Source organism: Streptomyces sp. HUAS TT7 (assembly GCF_051550175.1).
Classification (GTDB): Bacteria; Actinomycetota; Actinomycetes; order Streptomycetales; family Streptomycetaceae; genus Streptomyces.
In genome coordinates, this window is record NZ_CP196175.1 from 1,610,603 (window position 1) to 1,626,341 (window position 15,739).

Sequence of the window (15,739 nt, forward strand, 5' to 3'; positions counted from 1 at the left end):
GAGGCGCGGGGAACTGCGCGACCAGCCACAGCCGGCCCCGCACGCGACGTCTGCACGTACGCACCGGAAGTGACGTTACGGGCTCGGCGGGACCGTAGCGCACCCCGAAAGACCGGCCGAGCCCCAGGTGGGGGCCGGTTGGGCAGGGGGCGGCCGGGTACTCGCGGGCCATGACGCACTCCACTTGGCACAAGCGACTCGGCGCCCACGACCGGGCGCTGTTCCACTTCGCCGCCGCCCAGCACTGGCCGGCCGCCGAGGCCGTGCTGCCGCGGCTGAGCCGGGCCGCCAACCACGGCGCGCTCTGGTTCGCGGCGGCCACCACGATGGGCGCGACCCGTTCGCCCCGGGCCCGCCGGGCGTCGCTGCGCGGCGTCGCCTCGCTGGCGCTGGCCTCGCTGACGGTGAACACCGTGGCCAAGCGCTCGGTGCGCCGAGCCCGCCCGCTGCTCGACGCGGTGCCGCTGGTGCGCCAGTTGAAGCGCCGCCCGATCACCACGTCGTTCCCCTCCGGCCACGCCGCCTCCGCCGCGGCCTTCGTGACCGGGGTCGCCCTGGAGTCCCGGGCGTGGGGCGCGGCCCTTGCCCCGGTGGGCTTCTCGGTGGCGGCGTCCCGCGTGTACACCGGGGTGCACTATCCGGGCGACGTGGTGGCGGGCGCGGCCCTGGGGGTGGGCGCCGCCCTGGCCGTGCGCGGGCTCGTGCCGACCCGCACCCAGCTCCCGCCGCCCGGCCGCCCGCACGCCGACGCGCCCGCGCTGCCCGCGGGCCAGGACCTGGTGGTGGTCGCCAACCGCGCGTCCGGCACCGCGCTCGCGAAGGCCGCGCTGGTGCGCGCCGCGCTCCCGCTCGCCGAGGTCGCCGAGTGCGACCCCGAAGATCTCCCGGCTACCCTGGAGAAAGCGGCGGGCCGCGGCCGGGCGCTCGGGGTGTGCGGCGGCGACGGCACCGTCAACCTGGCAGCGTCCGTCGCCGCCCGCCTCGGCGTGCCCCTCGCCGTGTTCCCCGGCGGCACCCTCAACCACTTCGCCCTCGACCTCGGCATCGAGGAGGTCCAGGACACCTGCCGGGCGCTGGCTTCGGGCGACGCGGTACGGGTGGACCTCGGCCGGTTCCGGCCCGGTCCGGACGGCGCGGACGCCGGGTACTTCCTCAACACGTTCAGCCTGGGCGTCTATCCGGAGCTCGTACGGGCGCGGGAACGCTGGTCGCCCCGGATCGGCAGCTGGGCCGCCGGAATACTCGGCTCGTACGAAGTGCTGCGCGGGGAACGGCCGTTGAGGGCAGACCCCGGGGGCGGCCGCCCCGCGCTGTGGCTGCTGTTCGCGGGCAACTGCGTCTACCAGCGCCTGGGCCCGGCCCCCGCGCGCCGCTTCGACCTCGCGGACGGCCTGCTCGACGTACGCGCGGTACGCGGCGGCCGGCTGCCCGGCCTCCGCCTCCTCGCCGCCGCCCTGGCGGGCCCGCTGCACCGCTCCCCCGTCCACACCTCGCGCAGGATGGCCCGCCTCAGGATCCCGGGCCTGGCACCGGGCACTTCGCTGGCGTACGACGGTGAAGTGGCAGCAGCTTCCGGGGAGTTGACCCTGGACAAGCTTCCGGAGGCGCTGACGGTCTACCGGCCTCCGGTCCGGCCCTGAGGCTCCCTGTGCCCTGAAAGGCAGAACAAAGGCACATTCCGCGAGGCTCAACTCCCGGCTTGGGAGCGGAATTCGGGGGAACTCGGAAGCGAGGAGGTACACACCATGGTCCCGATTCTTCTCGTCCTGCTCCTCGCACTTCTTCTGTTCGGGCTCGGTTTCGCGGTCAAGATTCTCTGGTGGATCGCGATCATCGTGCTCGTCGTGTGGCTGCTCGGATTCCTGATGCGTTCGACGACAACGTCCGGCCGGTCGCGCTGGTACAGGTGGTAGCGAAAGGTTCAGGAACCCTCCCTCGGAAGCAGGGGGCCGAGCGGGCCGAGGTCGATATTGAGATCTTCCGGGCGCAGCCCGAATTTCGACCTCAGCTCGCTCATCCTGCTTTCCAGGAGCATGAGCGTGAGCCCGATCCGCTCCTCCTGGTCCACGGTGAGTTCGCCGGTCCCGACGCGGCGCAAGGCCTGACGTTCCATCAACTGCCGCAGCAGTTCCACAACGATCAGAACCAGTCGCGCGAGGTTCCGCTCGACAGTGTCGGGGTCGAGCTCCACCCGACGCCGGGGGCCGCCGCTGCGGAACCCATGCCCGTGCCCGCGGGAGTGCTCGCCGTTCACCACATCCGCCATATCCCCTATATCCGCCATACCGGCTCCTCGCGTTCCTCAGGTTCCTCGAACTCGAACTCCTCAAAGGGGGACGGGACTTCGGACATGACCGAGCTCACCAGCGCGTTCAGATCGATGCAATCGATGCAAACGAGGTCCACGTCCGCGATCCGCAGCGTGAGGTCGCCGGTGATGACCACGCCGCCGGCGAGCAGCCGGTCGAGCAGGTCCACCAGGGCGACCTCGCGCTGCGCGAGGGCTTCGCCGTCGCCGCTCACCGCTCCTCCCGGCCCTCTTGCCCCCCTGCCGGCCTCTTGGCCGTGCCCGCCGTCCGGCCCGCCGGCGAACGAGACGGCGCCCAGGGCCCGGTCAGCTCCACCCGTACGCCCTCGATGTGCGGAATGAAGTCCCGTACCGCCGCGACGAAGTCCTCGCTCCGGTCGAGCGGCACCAGGTAGGCGGCGTTGAGCACGTTCTCGCCGGGCTCGCCGGACAGGCGTGCGTACCATGTCACCTCGCGTGGTAAGCCTTCCGGGTAGCCACGGCCGGGCGGATCAAACCAGCGCGGGCGGGCCCTGCGCGAGAGGTGGCACGGGGCAGGGCACAGCGACGCCCGGCCGGGCGGCACGGTGAGTACGGTGCCGCCCGCCGGGCGCGGGCGGTGCTACAGGTGCAGCGGGACAACAGCCTCCGGGGCCGGTCAGAGCATGAAGCGTCCGGCCGGCTTGAGCAGGTGCAGGCGCTCGGTGAGCCCGGCCGCGCCGAACGCCTCGACGAGGGTGTCGGGGCCCTGGCTGAAGTGGGCCCAGTGCTCGAAGTGCAGCGGTACGACGTGCCGGGCGCCCAGGATCGCGGCGGCCTCGGCGGCGTCCGCGCTGGACAGCGTGAGGTAGGCGTCGATCAGCGGGGTGCGGGCGCCGCCCGCGAACAGCACGGCCACATCGACGGGCCCGAAGCGGGCGGCGATGCTGCGCACATGGCCGAGGGAGGCGTTGTCGCCGCTCACGTACACCGTGGGCAGGCCGTCCCCGTGCAGTACGAAACCGGTCACCTCGCCGACCATGGGCTCACAGCCCTCGGGGCCGTGCAGCGCGGGCACACCGGTGATGCTCAACTGGCCGCTGCGGTACGTCTCCCAGTTCGGCAGCACCGTGACCCGGTCGCCGAGCCTGCTGTGCGCTTCAGCCGTGGAGAGCACGACGGGGATCCGGTCGAGGTAGTCGCGGCCGGTGCGGTCCAGGTTGTCGGGGTGCTGGTCGTGCGAGAGCAGCACCAGGTCGGCGGCGCCGACCTCCGCGGCGCCGAGGCCGGGGCCCGCGCTCTTGACGAGCTTGCGGTCGCCCATCGGATAGTCGCCGGGGGCGTCGAAGGTGGGGTCGGTCATCAGCCGCACCCCGCCGATCTCGATGACGGCGGTGGGACCGCCCACGTACTGGATGGCGAGGTCGCTCATGTATTCCCTCCCGAGTCGATCACAGCTTGGCGGGGAGACAACGAGCGCGGGCGGCGCCTTTGTTCCCTTGGGCGGACGGCCGCCGCGCCCGGCTCGCCCGGTGGTCAGCGGCTCGTGTCGTGGGGCGCGCCGAGCGGGCCTCGCGGCGGTGCGGGGGCGCCCGGCGGGACCATCGGCGGGATGACCGGGGCACCGGGCGGCACGCCGGGTTCCAGGGTCTTGGACATCGGGTCGGCGGGTGCGCCCCGGCTGCTGCGGGCGCCCCGGCTCAGCAGCGCGGCCGCCCCGAGCAGCAGCACGGCGATGATCAGCGCGGCCGCCCAGTAGGGCAGCGCCATCGCGAGGGCGAGCAGCAGGAACGCGGTGAGCGCGGCGCCCCCGTAGAGCCCGGCCGCACCGGCTCCCGCGTACATGCGCGCGGCCCGGCGCTGTTTGCTGGTCTGTTCACGCAGCTCGTCCTTGAGGGCGTCCCGGACGACCTGGGAGAGCTGCTCCGGCAGGTTCGGCAGGTTCGTTTCCATGCGGGCCCGAGTACCCGGGCGGGCTGTGGGCAGTCCCGCCGAGCCGACTTCGCACATCCTTGGGCTGTTCATATCTCAAGACACCCATCTCACAATCTGGGTGCCCGCTTTAAAGTGGGCTCACCACCAGGGCAGTTCACGGCTCGGTTCGCCTCCGCCGTTCCGTGCGCCGTTCACCGTTCAGCTCTCGGAGAGGGAGTCGCTCATGTCGCAGGAGACGTCCCCGGCCACGCCGGGCGAGACCGCCGTCTACACCCACGGCCATCACGAGTCCGTGCTGCGCTCGCACACCTGGCGGACCGCCGCCAACTCGGCGGCGTACCTCGTCGGTGAACTGAAGCCGCACATGCGGGTCCTGGACATCGGCTGCGGGCCCGGCACCATCTCCGCCGATCTGGCCGCGCTCGTACCCGACGGCCATGTGACGGCGGTCGACCACGCGCCGGGCATCGTCGAGCAGGCTCGTACGTACGCGGCCGGACGCGGCCTGGGCAACATGTCGTTCGCGGTCGCGGACGTCCACGCGCTGGACTTCCCGGACGACTCGTTCTGCGTCGTGCACGCCCATCAGGTGCTGCAGCACGTGGGCGATCCGGTGCAGGCGCTGCGCGAGATGCGCCGGGTCACCAAGCCCGGCGGGATCGTCGCCGTGCGCGACAGTGACTACGGCGCGTTCACATGGTTCCCCGAGGTGCCCGCGCTGGACGGCTGGCTGGAGCTGTACCACCGGGTGGCCCGCGCCAACGGAGGCGAGCCGGATGCCGGGCGGCGGCTCAAGTCCTGGGCCATGGAGGCTGGTTACTCCGACATCAGGGCCTCCGCGAGCACCTGGTGCTTCGCCACCGAGGAGGAGCGCGCGTGGTGGAGCGGACTGTGGGCCGACCGTACGGTCGCCTCCTCGTACGCGGAGCTGGCCGTCGACGGCGGGCATGCCACGGCGGACGAGCTGACCGAGATCTCCGACGCATGGCGGGAGTGGGGCGGCCGGGACGACGCCTGGTTCATGGTGCCGCACGGCGAGATCCTCTGCCGCGTGTGAGCGAACAGGAGTACTGCATAGGTCTCGATCCGTGTCCGTGTTCGTGTCCGGGAGGGGCCGGCGAGCCGTGGTGAAGGGCGCCCGCCCCGTGGTGCGACCGCGCTGCTGCCCGGGGCGCGGGAGCAGGGGCGGTGGATGCGCTGGGCCGCTGGATCACCTGCCGTGGGCGATCTCCCCCAACTAGGCTTCGGGGCATGGAAATTCTAGGCACCACGCTGCGCATCTGCGTCGACGACCTGGAGAGCGCGATCGTCTTCTACGAGCGCGTCACCGGCAGTCAGGCGCTCCGCTTCGACCGCGGGGGCGTGTCCGTCGCCGCCGTCGGCGCCTTCCTGCTGATGAGCGGCCCCGAGGCGGAGCTCGAAGTGCTGCGGAAGGTGGCGGCGACGGTGGCCGTCAAGGACGTCGACGACGCGCACACCACCCTCACCGCGGCCGGGGCCCGCATCATCGCGGGCCCGGTCGCGACGCCGGTGGGCCGCAATCTGATCGCGGTCCATCCCGACGGCTCGGTCTTCGAGTACGTCGACCGCAAACCGGCGGCCTGAACCGCCGGCCGCACGCAGGCCAGGGTGGGTTCGGCCCCGGGCTCTCAGTCCGCCAGGTCGCGGATGACCGCGTGGGCCACCGTCTCGCGGGCCGGGGCCAGTTCGGCGGCGATCGCGGCGGCCGCCTCCGGCTCGATGACGACGGCCGCCGCCGCGGGCTCCCCCGCCTCGACAAGGTGCCGGCGCAGGTGGGTCGGCAGGTGCGTGGCATCGAGGCTGTGGCCGCACAGCGCGGCGACGCGGCGCAGCCGCTCGTACTCGCGCTCGGGCACGGTGGCCGCGCGCCCGGCGCTGCGTTCCCACAGCCCGTCGGCGGCCACCCGCGGATGGGCGCCGCCGATTCTTGTCTGCGCACGCAGTACAGCCACGTGCGCAGCGAGGCCAGGGCAGTACCGATGAGACGGCCGCGCCGCGGGTCGCCGTTGGCGTAGTGGCCGAGTTCGTGGCCGAGCAGCGCGAGCGTCTCAGCGTCGGCCCCGAGCGTCTGGGCGTCAGCCCTGAGCGTCTGGGCGTCGGCGGCTACGCGTCGAGTACGAGGTCGGACGTCGGCACGGACTGGCAGGTCAGGACCGAGGTGTCCGGGAGGGACTCGTCCGGCGTCACCAGGTGGGCCGCCTTTCCGGACAGCACAGTGCACGCGCAGCTCTCACACTGGCCGACGCGGCAGCCGCTGGGCAGGGTGAGGCCCGCGGACTCGGCGGCGATGAGCAGGGTGCCCGCCGGCTTGGTCCAGCGCACCGTGCGGCCGGAGCGGGCGAAGGTGACGGTGAAGGCCGCGTCGTCGGGCACGTCGACCTCGCGGGTGGCGGCCCGGAACCGTTCGCTGAAGATCTCGAAGGCGGGCACGCCACGTGAACGGAGCCCGGCCGCGAGGGAGTCCAGCATCGCGGCGGGCCCGCACAGATGGAACCGGGCCCGCTTCTCGATCAGGTCGCCCGCCAGGGAGTGGGCCGTGATGAACCCCTCGTGGTCGTAGTCGCGGCCCAGGATGTCATCGGGTGCGGGTGACGCATAGTGGTCGATGACCGTCAACTGAGGTATTTCATAGGTGAGTTGGCGGATTCTTGCGCGGAATGGATGGTCCGTGGAGTTGGCGTTGCCGTAGTGCAGGACGACCTCGGGGACGGTGCCGCCGGTCGCCGCGAGGGTCTCCAGGTAGCTGAGGAACGGTGTGATGCCGATGCCGCCCGCTATGAGGACAACGGGCGCGTCGGTGTGCGTGGGAATGACGAACGTGCCGCCGGGCCGGGCGAGATGCAGCCGGTCGCCTGCCTTCAGCGTCTCGTGGACGTACCCGGAGAAGGCACCGTCGGGGATGCGGCGCACGGCGAGGTCGTAGGCCCGGCGGGCAGGGACGAGGGCGGCTCCGGTGAGGGAGTAGCTGCGCGCCGGGGCCTGAAGCGTGCCGTCCGCGTTTTCGGCTCGTACGGTCAGGTGCTGGCCGGGACGGAAGTCGGGCAGGTCGCCGCCGTCCGCCGCCTCCAGGCGTACGGTGCGCACGCCCGGCCCCTCCGCGCCGAGCTCGGTCACCACGAAGGGGCGCGTGCCGGTCCAGTTGCCGTCGGCCGGGGCCGGGGCGATGCGGCAGACTGCGGAGCGCAGCGGGACCGAGCCGCTGAGCGGGTCGGCGTCGGCGTGGCCGATCAGGCGGTTGAAGTTGTGGCCGCTCGGGTGCAGCGGGTCGGCGCCGGGCAGGCCCAGATCGGGCGCGTCCTGCCACCAGCCGTACTCGCCGACCACCACCGACGGGTGCAGCGAATGGTCGAAGCGGGCCCGCAGCCGGATCGAGCCGAGCCGAGTGGACAGCTCCACCCACTCGCCCTCCGCGATGCCGTACGCGGCGGCCGTCTCGGGGTGCAGATCCACCGACGGGTCGGTGGCGCGCCGGCGCAGGGAGCTGACGGAGCGGTGCTGGCTGTGCACGAAGTAGCCGTGCTTGGCGCAGGTCAGGACGAGAGGGAAGGCCGGGTCGGTGGCTGTGGGGTCGCGGTGTTCCGGCACCGGCGGGTAGCCGTGGTCGTGCAGGCGCTGGGAGTAGAGCTCGACGCGCCGGGTCGGCGTGTTGAAGCCCGTGACCTTCGTACCGTCGCCCGCGGCGTACTTGCGGTGGGCGAGCGGGCGCGGCACCCGGACGCCGCCGGGGCGCCCGCGGAGCTCGTCGACACTCAGACCGAGCGGTTCGAGCTGCCAGTTCCAGGCCGCCTCGATGTCCCCGTCGAAGAACAGCTCGCCCATGCCGAGCCGGCGGGCCAGGTCGAAGACGACCTCGGTGTCGGACCGGGAGGCTCCCTGCGGCTCGACCATCCTGGGCCGCAGCTGGACCTGCTCCTGGGCACGGTGGTCGATCTCGAAGCCGAAGCGCAGGGCTTCGCGTTCGTAGGCGCTGTTGACCGGCAGGACGATGTCGGCGGTGGTGCTGGTCGGGTTGGCGAACAGGTCGAGGTGGACCTGGAATTCGAGCTGCCGCAGGGCGCGGGCGACGCGGTCGGAGTCCGGCTGGGCGACCACGAGGTTGGAGCCGAATGCGACCAATGCCCGTACCGCGTACGGCTGTTGGTGCTCGATGGCCCGGCACAGGTCTCCTGCGTTGATGTAGCCGGACGCGGGCGGGCCCAGTGGGTGCCGGTCCAGGCCGAGCGCCTTGGCCCGCTGCCCGGGCGCGAACTGGCCGGGGTTCGTGGCGGTGTTGTACGGCGGCGGGGGTGCGACATGGTTGCCGCCCTCGGCGTCGAAGGACCCGGTCAGCGCGTACAGCGTGGCGAGGGCGCGCTCGGTCTGGGAGGCGTTCGCGCTCTGGCCGACGCCGGTCCAGCCGTAGTACGTCACCGAGCGCGCGGCGCCGATCTCGGCGGCGAGGGCCCGGATCTCGCCCTCGGGGATCCAGGTGGTGCGGGCCACCTTCTCGACCGGCCACCGCGCGCAGGCGTCCGCGTACTCCTGGAACGCGGGCACACACACCACCCGGGCGCCGTCGCCCGTGCGCACCTCGACCTCGCCGAACAGCGCGAACCGCTCCGGGCGGACGGCCGCCCTGCGGGTGTCGTACGCCTCCAGGCGCCCGGTGGTCAGGTCATGGACGACAAACCCTTCGGCGTCGGCCGCTTCCGCCAGCTCCCCGGCACGCAGGAACCGGCCGGTGTCGCGGCGTACGAGAAGCGGGCCGTTGGTCCAGGACCGCACGAACTCCTCGTCGTACGTGCCCTGTTGGATCAGGAGGTGGGCGAGTCCCAGGGCGAGGGCTGCGTCGGTGCCGGGCCGGACCCGCAGCCAGTGGTCGGCGCGCAGTGCGCTGGTGGAGCGGCGCGGGTCGACCACGGCCAGCTTCATTCCGCGGGCCTGCGCGGCGGACACGGCGGCAGACTGGGCGAGCCAGGTCTTGGCCGGGTTGAAGCCCCACAGGAGGGCGAGGTCGGCGTGGGCGTAGTCCGGCGGCGAGATCGGGGCGCCGAACGTGAAGGCGTGCGCGAAGTCCTTGTGCCAGTTGCAGATCTCGGCGCTGTAGACGGTGTTGGGGCTGCCGAAGTTCCGTACGAAGCGCTCGATCCACTCGGTGGCGTCCGACACGGCGGTGCCGCTCGGCGTGGCCACCGCGAACGCGACCGCCTCGGGGCCGCTCTCGGCGGCGATGGCTGCGAGTTTCCCGGCGATCTCCGCCATGGCCTCGTCCCAGGTGATCTCCACCCAGCCCGGGTCCGGGTCGGTCTTGGGGTTGGTGCGCCGCAGCGGGGCGGTCAGACGCCGGGTGCTGTGCGCGATCTCCGGCGCGGAGCGGCCCTTCGGGCACAGGGCGGCACCCATCGGGTGCGCGGGGTCGGGGCGCACGCCGGTCAGCCGGCCGTCCTCGACGGTGAAGATCGCGCCGCAGCGGGACTTGCACAGCGTGCAGAACCCGTGCTTCTCGACGACCGCCATGACCGGACCCTCCGTACGCCGGCGCTGTTGCTCCTGCTCCTGCCATTGAAGCCCCGTTCGACCGGACATGTCGGCGGGCCGAAGCCCCCTGTTCGGGGGTCCAAAGGCCCGCCGGGCCCTTTGGCAGGGGTCGTCCCGAGTCCCCGGGGCCCCTCCGCGAGGCGTCCGCGTACGCTGATCACGCTCAACCGGGCGGCAGCGATGGGGAATCGGGGGAACCGTGTCACAGGAGGGGCAGCCGGGGCGGGTGGTCTGCGGCCGGTATCGGCTGGTGAGCAGGCTGGGGTCCGGCGGATTCGGGCGGGTGTGGAAGGCCCGGGACGAGGTTCTGCACGTGGACGTGGCGCTCAAGGAGGTCTGGCTGCCTCCGGCGTCGTCCGAGGCCGAGCAGTCCGAGCGGCTGGTCCGCGCCGCGCGCGAGGCGCGCAACGCGGCGCTGCTGCGCGACCACCCGAACGTCGTCGCCGTGCATGACGTGGTGGTCGAGGACGGCGTCCCGTGGACCGTGATGCGGCTGGTCGAAGGGCGTTCCTTGGCCGAGGCCCTCGAACGGCAGGGACCGTTGTCTCCGGATGACGTCACGAGGATCGCCACTGCTGTGCTGGGGGCCCTCGGCGCGGCCCATGCGGCCGGGATCGTGCACCGGGACATCAAACCCGCCAACGTCATGCTGGCCGATGACGGTGGGGTGCTGCTGACGGACTTCGGGATCGCGCTGCGCCGGGCCGATACCGCACTGACCGCGCCGGGGTCGTTCATCGGCTCGGTGGAGTACATCGCCCCGGAGCGGGCCCGCGGCCAGGACGGGCTCCCCGCCAGCGACCTGTTCTCGCTCGGGGTGGCGCTGTACCAGGCCGTCGAGGGCGTGTCCCCGTTCCGTCGGGACACCGACACGGGATCGCTGACGGCCGTCCTGTTCGACGAGGCCCCACCGCCGCTGCGCGCGGCCCGTCTCGCACCGCTGATCACCCGCCTCCTGGAGAAGGACCCGGACAAGCGCCCCACGATCCCCGAGGCGCTGAACCTGATCCATCCGCCCTCGGATCCGCGCGTCGAGCCGCACCACGCCCCGCTCGCGCCGCGGGCGGCGGACGTACGCGACGCCGGCCTCCGTCGCCAGGAGGACGTCGGCGCTGCCAGGGACCGGCCCGCCTCCCTGGACACCGCCGACACCGTCACACGGCCCGGTCCGTCACCCGCGAAGGCGGTCACGCCCTCGCCCGGTGCCGGGATCACCCCCACCGTCGTCGTCAAGCAGACGCCACGAATACCACGGCGCGTCAAGGCAGTTGGAGCCATCGCCGTCGTCGTCCTCGCGCTCGTCGGGGCGGTTCTGGTGTACCGCTCGGGCGGGGACGACAAGGAGAAGCGCAGCATCCCGGAGCCGTGTGGCGTCCCCAGCGGCGCGACGGCGGCGCAGTTCAAGTTGGTCAGAACGAGCGGTGGCGCACCGGGCGATGATCCCGCGGCGAGAGAGTGCAGATGGAGCAGCGGCTCCACGGTCCTCGTGCTCACGCTGCGCAAGACATCCCCCGGCTCCAGCCCCAGTTGGGGACCGGACCCGGATGCGGGCGTACCGGACGCGACCGTGATCTCCGAACGCGCGGGCTTCACGGGCGTGGGGTCGTGCACGGTCCAGTGGCCCACTCCCTTCGGATCGGCAGAGGTGGCCTCCTTGAACTCGTCGGGTCAGTGCTCCGACGCCGACGCGTTCGTCCGCGCTGTGGCGCCGCGCCTGCGCTGATCACTCCGCAGTGAGATCCGCAGTGAGAGCGGTCATTCGGCCTTGGGCCGGTGGGATTCCGTGCTCGGGCGCATCCGGTAGTCGTACTCGTCCGGGAGCGGGGCATCCGTGAGCCGGGTCCACACCTCGTTCAGGGTTTCCGCGCCCTCGCGCAGGTCGGCGACCTCGAAGCCCGCGTCGAAGAGGGCGCGGGCGGCGTCCGGCTCGCCCTCCGCGAGGAGGAGCTGGGCCTCGACGAGCCGGAAGCGGCCGCGCTCGCGGACGGCGGGGCGCAGCCGGTCCCATATCGCCCGGGCGTCCGCCGGGCGGTCGGCGGCGAGCAGCGCCTCGATCGCCTCGCGGCCGAGCGCGGCGTCGGCCGCCGTCCACGGCTCGCCGGCCCTGCGCTCCTCGCAGAAGTCGTCGTACGCCTCGGCGTAGCGGTCGGCGGCACGGCTCGCGTGGCCGGACAGCTGGTCGGCGACCGCCAGGCAGCGCAGCAGCGGCCATCGGGACGGGGCGAGCGGCAGGCCGCGCTCCCAGCTGCGGACGGCCTGGGCGTGGTCGCCCGCATGCCACTGGGCGACGCCGAGGTGGTACTCGGTGAGCGGGTCGGCCGGCGCGGTCTCCAGCATGTCCCGCCAGTGCGGGGAGACCAGGGTGGGGCCGGGCGGGGTCACCCTGCGCGGCTCCGGGAGCACCCCGTTGTGCAGCAACTCCAGCCACGGGCGCTGTTCCTGAGTGAGTGTCAGTTCAGAGAACGGGGTGCCGGGCAGCTTCGCTCCCGTACGCAGGACTTCGAGGGCGCCCCAGCCCGATCCGGTGGCCAGGCTCTCGCCCGGCTCGGCGTCGGCGAAGGGGCGCCAGGCGGCGTACGCCTCCTCCACCGTCGCGCGCGGCAGGGCCCGCTCCAGGCTGTCCTCGGTCTCGGCGCGGGCGGCCGCCCAGTCGGCGCCGTGCACCAGGGCTCGGTCGGCGGACAGCGGCCCGTACGCCTCCAGCCAGGCGAACTCGCCGCCCGGGTCGAGTGGCACGTGCTCCAGTTGGGTGCGGGCGAGGCCGGCCTGCATCTCGGCGTACCCGACGGTCCCCGGCTCGGTCAGCCACTCCTGCCAGCGGCGGCCGCCGCGCCCCGAGCCCCACAGGAACAGCTTGCGGCCGCGCAGGGTGTCCGTGGAGGTCTGCACGAGGCCGTGGCCGCTCTCGTCGAGCGAGGCGATCCAGCGGCGTGCGCCGTCGGGGACCTCGTAGAAGTAGTCGGCGGGGTACTCGCTGCGCAGCGGGTACGTGCGGTCGGTGCCGTCCCACGCGGGCACGGGCACCCGGCGCAGAGTGCGGTCGTACCCGAAGTGCCAGGCCTCGTCGGTCGGGGCGAGCACGCGGGTGCGCTCGCCCTCCTCGACGGCGATGTTGGACCACCAGTAGACCGGCGCCGTCTTCTCGTGCGGATTGCGGATGCGCACGCCCACGTACAGGAAGTCGGAGCCGTCCGGGAGCCAGAGGTCCACCTGGAAGGGGAGGTCGCGCAGCCGCTCCCACTCCCACAGGCGGACCATCTCGCCGCCGTCCGGGGCGGGGGCGAGGGCCGCGTGGACGGGGGCGCAGGACAGGGTGGTGTGGCCGGTGGCGCCTATGTTCCACTCGATGCCGCCGGAGAACCAGGCGCCGTTGAGCGCGAAGTCGGCGGGCTGGAACACCGGGTTGCTGTAGAGCAGTTCACGGCCGGTCGGCTTGTGGAACAGGGAGTGGACGCGGCCGCCGAGGCCCGGCAGGACGGTGGCGCGCAGCCGGTCGTTCTCGATCACGATCGTGTCCAGCTCGACCGGGCTCCGCTCTCTCCCGTAGCCGTCGAGGACCCGGACGGGCAGCAGCGTCTCCAGCGGCTCGTACCCGATCTGGCGGGCCATGTCCCGGGGCAGGCCTTCGCGGGCCCGCTCGTCGAGCCGGTGCGTCTCGTCGCGCGGCCGTAGCGCGGGCAGGGGGTTCGGCTCGCCCAACGGGGCGCCGGGCAGGGTCAGTACGGCACGTCGCACGGTCGTGGCCAAGGCAACCTCACTCCCTCGTACGGGGCGTCGGCAGCCCTTTCGGCCGATCCCCCCGATGACCATGGAACACCCCGCCACTGACAACGGCCAGGGAACCCCCGCTCAGGATTGCGCAAAGGCGCCCACGACGAGGTCGGCGAGCAGCGCGCCCGCCGTGCCGTCCGGGTCCAGATCGGGGTCGTAGATCGTGAGGTTGAACCCGACGCACCGCTCGGACTGCACCAACTCCCTCAGCAGCGGGCCGAGTTCGTCGGGCATCAGTCCGCCCGGGTCCGGGCTGTCGACGGCGGGCATGACGGACGGGTCGAGGACATCGGCGTCCAGATGCACCCAAAACCCTTCGAGCACGGGCACTTCGAGGCTCTGCCGGAACCCGTCGGCGAGCTCGGCCGGCCCCCACTGCCGCAGCTCGCCGACCGACGCGGTGGGGATCTTCAGCTCGGCGAACTCGGCCCGGTCCTCGTCGTAGTCCCGCATCCCGAAGATGCGGACGTCCTCGTCGCGTACGTAAGGGCGCAGCCCTTCCAGGTCGGTGAGGTCCTCCTGGCCGCGGCCGGTGGCGAGCGCGAGTTCCTCGCCTCCGGCCGCGCCGATGCGGTCGGAGTTGCCGGGGTGGCGGAAGTCGGCGGAGCCGTCGATCACGGCGATGCCGTACCGGCCGATGCGGCGCAGCGCGAGGGCCGCGCCGAGCTGGATGGAGCAGTCCCCGCCGAGCACGACGGGGAAGTCCCCTGCGCGGACGTGGTGTTCGATCCGGTCGGCGAGCTTGCCCGTGTACGAGGCGATGGCCGCGGCGTTGAACACCCCGTCCCCCTCCTGCCAGTTCCCGCGGTCGTAGCGCGGCGGCACGACGACCCCGCCCTCGTACGCGCCGAGCCGCCGCACGATGCCCAGTTCCCGCATGGCTCCGGCGAGCTTGTAGCAGCCGGGCACGGTGCCGGGGGCCGGCGGGCGCAGGCCGAGGTTGGAGGGGGCGTCGATGACCACGAGACGTCGCATGGGTCCATCGTTGTGGACAGGGGGCGGAGGCTTCAAGGGACTTCGATGCATGACCGGGCGATGGCTGTGGGCCGACTGGAGCCGGCTGGGCGGGGCTTCCCGTATATCGATCGACACGTTCCGACCGGTGAGCGACGATCTACCCGCAATGGACATGCAGACGGTGGATACGCGGTGCGGAAGGACAGCAGGACATGAGCGAGCAGCACACCTACCGGGTCATCGTGCGCGGTGTGTGGGACGGACTGAGCGAGGATTCGCGCACGAGGCTGCTCGCGGAGGTCGACGACCACGGCCTGACCGCGATGACCTTCACCGAGGAGGGCTCGCTCACCTATGACCGGGCCCTGAAGCACTTCTCGTGGCGCTACACCGTCGTCTCGGACGCCGCCGACGGCGAGGAAATGGCCGCGGCGATCGCCGAGGACAGGGCGGAGTCCGCGCTGGGGGCGCTGGGTCATGGGTTCCGCGATCTGCGGTCGACGGTGACGGACCTCGACACGATGAAGATCAACTACAAGGGTGGGCGACGGTAGGCGGAGTCCGGCAGGCCCTGCCGGTGGTCAGGGGCGCGAATCGGAGCGGTCGGGTTCTCGGCCGTGCCCCATCGTGAGAAACGCTCGCGGGCGCCGCCGTCCTGTGCGTCGAGCCGCTCGTGCACCGGCGGTGGTACGCCGGACTGCCGCTCCCCGCAACCACGGGCCGGGCTCACCCGGGGTGCTGATCGCCCTGCGGGTCGTGCAGGGACGGGGCGTAGGAGATCCCGACGATCAAGCCGTCCGTCGTGAGGAGCCTGGTCACCGTCTGGCCCCACGGCTCGGTGCGTGCCTCGTGCACCAGCTCGAAGCCCGCGCGCTGAAGCTCGGCACCGGCGGCTGCGACGGCTTCCGCGTTCGCCACCTCGAACTCGATCGATGCCTGCGGGACCACCCGGCCGGCGGGCCACTGCGCCGTGCCGAAGCATGCCTCGGCCGCCTGCGAGAGCGGCCACAGGCCGAAGTGCTTGCTGCCGGGGATGTTCCCGCTGGAGTAGTAGCCATTGCCCTCCCCCTCCAGGGGGAGGCGAAGAGCCTCAATGAACAGCTTGCGGGCCAGCGGCGGATCGGCGACGACCGCCGCCACGCTCGTGATGAAGAGAACGTCCATGCCGGTGGTGCCACTCCCTCTTGTTTCCATCGTGATCGCTCACCGTTCGGCGGTGAAGGGGCGGATGCTCGCGGGCGCCCTCGCGGCGAGGCAGCCTGCTCAATACGC

16 protein-coding genes and 1 pseudogene are annotated in these 15,739 nt (G+C 72.6%); 6 read left to right on the forward strand and 11 right to left on the reverse strand.

The window, feature by feature from the left end; translation table 11 throughout:
* Positions 1-170: 170 nt before the first annotated feature.
* Positions 171-1,640, forward strand: coding sequence for a bifunctional phosphatase PAP2/diacylglycerol kinase family protein (locus ACSHXC_RS07055; protein WP_438290743.1), 1,470 nt, complete (start codon positions 171-173; stop codon positions 1,638-1,640).
* A 105-nt stretch (positions 1,641-1,745) separates the two neighbouring features.
* Positions 1,746-1,913 carry a hypothetical protein gene (locus tag ACSHXC_RS07060; protein ID WP_053728731.1) on the forward strand — a complete coding sequence of 56 codons (168 nt, stop codon included), beginning with the start codon at positions 1,746-1,748 and terminating at the stop codon, positions 1,911-1,913.
* Positions 1,914-1,921: 8 nt separating this feature from the next.
* On the opposite strand, the gene ACSHXC_RS07065 is transcribed toward ACSHXC_RS07060, so the two are convergent.
* From ACSHXC_RS07065 to ACSHXC_RS07085, 5 genes are all read right to left on the reverse strand, one after another.
* Positions 1,922-2,191: a gas vesicle protein K gene (locus ACSHXC_RS07065; protein WP_438296471.1), complete on the reverse strand. Its 270-nt coding sequence runs from the start codon at positions 2,189-2,191 to the stop codon at positions 1,922-1,924.
* An 80-nt stretch (positions 2,192-2,271) separates the two neighbouring features.
* Positions 2,272-2,523, reverse strand: a complete 252-nt coding sequence (gene gvpJ / locus ACSHXC_RS07070; protein ID WP_438290744.1) for a gas vesicle protein GvpJ — start codon at positions 2,521-2,523, stop codon at positions 2,272-2,274.
* On the reverse strand, positions 2,520-2,759 hold the full coding sequence (locus ACSHXC_RS07075) for a GvpL/GvpF family gas vesicle protein (RefSeq protein WP_438290745.1): 240 nt from the start codon (positions 2,757-2,759) through the stop codon (positions 2,520-2,522). The genes gvpJ and ACSHXC_RS07075 overlap by 4 nt, the downstream gene beginning before the upstream one ends.
* Positions 2,760-2,945: 186 nt before the next feature.
* A complete protein-coding gene (locus ACSHXC_RS07080; protein WP_438290746.1) occupies positions 2,946-3,698 on the reverse strand; it encodes an MBL fold metallo-hydrolase in 753 nt (250 codons plus the stop codon).
* A 104-nt stretch (positions 3,699-3,802) separates the two neighbouring features.
* Positions 3,803-4,219, reverse strand: coding sequence for a phage holin family protein (locus tag ACSHXC_RS07085; protein ID WP_438290747.1), 417 nt, complete (start codon positions 4,217-4,219; stop codon positions 3,803-3,805).
* Positions 4,220-4,424: 205 nt separating this feature from the next.
* On the opposite strand from ACSHXC_RS07085, the gene ACSHXC_RS07090 reads away from it, so the two are divergent.
* Both ACSHXC_RS07090 and ACSHXC_RS07095 read left to right on the forward strand, forming a co-directional pair.
* Positions 4,425-5,258 carry a class I SAM-dependent methyltransferase gene (locus ACSHXC_RS07090; RefSeq protein WP_438290748.1) on the forward strand — a complete coding sequence of 278 codons (834 nt, stop codon included), beginning with the start codon at positions 4,425-4,427 and terminating at the stop codon, positions 5,256-5,258.
* Positions 5,259-5,452: 194 nt separating this feature from the next.
* On the forward strand, positions 5,453-5,806 hold the full coding sequence (locus ACSHXC_RS07095) for a VOC family protein (RefSeq protein ID WP_438290749.1): 354 nt from the start codon (positions 5,453-5,455) through the stop codon (positions 5,804-5,806).
* Positions 5,807-5,850: 44 nt separating this feature from the next.
* Here ACSHXC_RS07095 and ACSHXC_RS07100 read toward each other — a convergent pair whose 3' ends face one another.
* The 3 genes and pseudogenes from ACSHXC_RS07100 to ACSHXC_RS07110 form a co-directional block, all read right to left on the reverse strand.
* Complete coding sequence (locus ACSHXC_RS07100) at positions 5,851-6,174, reverse strand: hypothetical protein (protein WP_438290750.1); 324 nt, start codon at positions 6,172-6,174, stop codon at positions 5,851-5,853.
* A 47-nt stretch (positions 6,175-6,221) separates the two neighbouring features.
* Positions 6,222-6,368, reverse strand: a pseudogene (locus ACSHXC_RS07105) (hypothetical protein); the annotation flags it as partial.
* Positions 6,326-9,718 carry a molybdopterin-dependent oxidoreductase gene (locus ACSHXC_RS07110; protein ID WP_438290751.1) on the reverse strand — a complete coding sequence of 1,131 codons (3,393 nt, stop codon included), beginning with the start codon at positions 9,716-9,718 and terminating at the stop codon, positions 6,326-6,328. The gene ACSHXC_RS07110 and the pseudogene ACSHXC_RS07105, both read right to left, overlap by 43 nt.
* A gap of 271 nt (positions 9,719-9,989) precedes the next feature.
* Between ACSHXC_RS07110 and ACSHXC_RS07115 the strand changes: the two genes are divergently transcribed.
* A complete protein-coding gene (locus tag ACSHXC_RS07115; RefSeq protein WP_438290752.1) occupies positions 9,990-11,462 on the forward strand; it encodes a protein kinase domain-containing protein in 1,473 nt (490 codons plus the stop codon).
* A 32-nt stretch (positions 11,463-11,494) separates the two neighbouring features.
* On the opposite strand, the gene ACSHXC_RS07120 is transcribed toward ACSHXC_RS07115, so the two are convergent.
* Entirely contained in the window at positions 11,495-13,486 is a 1,992-nt protein-coding gene (locus ACSHXC_RS07120) for a DUF5107 domain-containing protein (RefSeq protein ID WP_438290753.1), read from the reverse strand.
* A 102-nt stretch (positions 13,487-13,588) separates the two neighbouring features.
* Positions 13,589-14,485, reverse strand: a complete 897-nt coding sequence (locus ACSHXC_RS07125; RefSeq protein WP_438290754.1) for an arginase family protein — start codon at positions 14,483-14,485, stop codon at positions 13,589-13,591.
* A 194-nt stretch (positions 14,486-14,679) separates the two neighbouring features.
* Here ACSHXC_RS07125 and ACSHXC_RS07130 point away from each other — a divergent pair, with 194 nt between their 5' ends.
* Positions 14,680-15,021: a DUF6204 family protein gene (locus tag ACSHXC_RS07130; protein ID WP_438290755.1), complete on the forward strand. Its 342-nt coding sequence runs from the start codon at positions 14,680-14,682 to the stop codon at positions 15,019-15,021.
* Between the two features lie 172 nt (positions 15,022-15,193).
* On the opposite strand, the gene ACSHXC_RS07135 is transcribed toward ACSHXC_RS07130, so the two are convergent.
* A complete protein-coding gene (locus tag ACSHXC_RS07135) occupies positions 15,194-15,631 on the reverse strand; it encodes a glyoxalase (protein ID WP_438290756.1) in 438 nt (145 codons plus the stop codon).
* Positions 15,632-15,739 lie beyond the last annotated feature (108 nt).

What these genes read in the sequence shown, in the direction of transcription:
- ACSHXC_RS07055 (WP_438290743.1), top strand. Translation starts at nt 171, where the DNA reads ATGACGCACTCCACTTGGCACAAGCGACTCGGCGCCCACGACCGGGCG.
- ACSHXC_RS07060 (WP_053728731.1), top strand. Translation starts at nt 1,746, where the DNA reads ATGGTCCCGATTCTTCTCGTCCTGCTCCTCGCACTTCTTCTGTTCGGG.
- ACSHXC_RS07080 (WP_438290746.1), bottom strand. Translation starts at nt 3,698, where the DNA reads ATGAGCGACCTCGCCATCCAGTACGTGGGCGGTCCCACCGCCGTCATC.
- ACSHXC_RS07085 (WP_438290747.1), bottom strand. Translation starts at nt 4,219, where the DNA reads ATGGAAACGAACCTGCCGAACCTGCCGGAGCAGCTCTCCCAGGTCGTC.
- ACSHXC_RS07090 (WP_438290748.1), top strand. Translation starts at nt 4,425, where the DNA reads ATGTCGCAGGAGACGTCCCCGGCCACGCCGGGCGAGACCGCCGTCTAC.
- ACSHXC_RS07095 (WP_438290749.1), top strand. Translation starts at nt 5,453, where the DNA reads ATGGAAATTCTAGGCACCACGCTGCGCATCTGCGTCGACGACCTGGAG.
- ACSHXC_RS07110 (WP_438290751.1), bottom strand. Translation starts at nt 9,718, where the DNA reads ATGGCGGTCGTCGAGAAGCACGGGTTCTGCACGCTGTGCAAGTCCCGC.
- ACSHXC_RS07125 (WP_438290754.1), bottom strand. Translation starts at nt 14,485, where the DNA reads ATGCGACGTCTCGTGGTCATCGACGCCCCCTCCAACCTCGGCCTGCGC.
- ACSHXC_RS07130 (WP_438290755.1), top strand. Translation starts at nt 14,680, where the DNA reads ATGAGCGAGCAGCACACCTACCGGGTCATCGTGCGCGGTGTGTGGGAC.
- ACSHXC_RS07135 (WP_438290756.1), bottom strand. Translation starts at nt 15,631, where the DNA reads ATGGACGTTCTCTTCATCACGAGCGTGGCGGCGGTCGTCGCCGATCCG.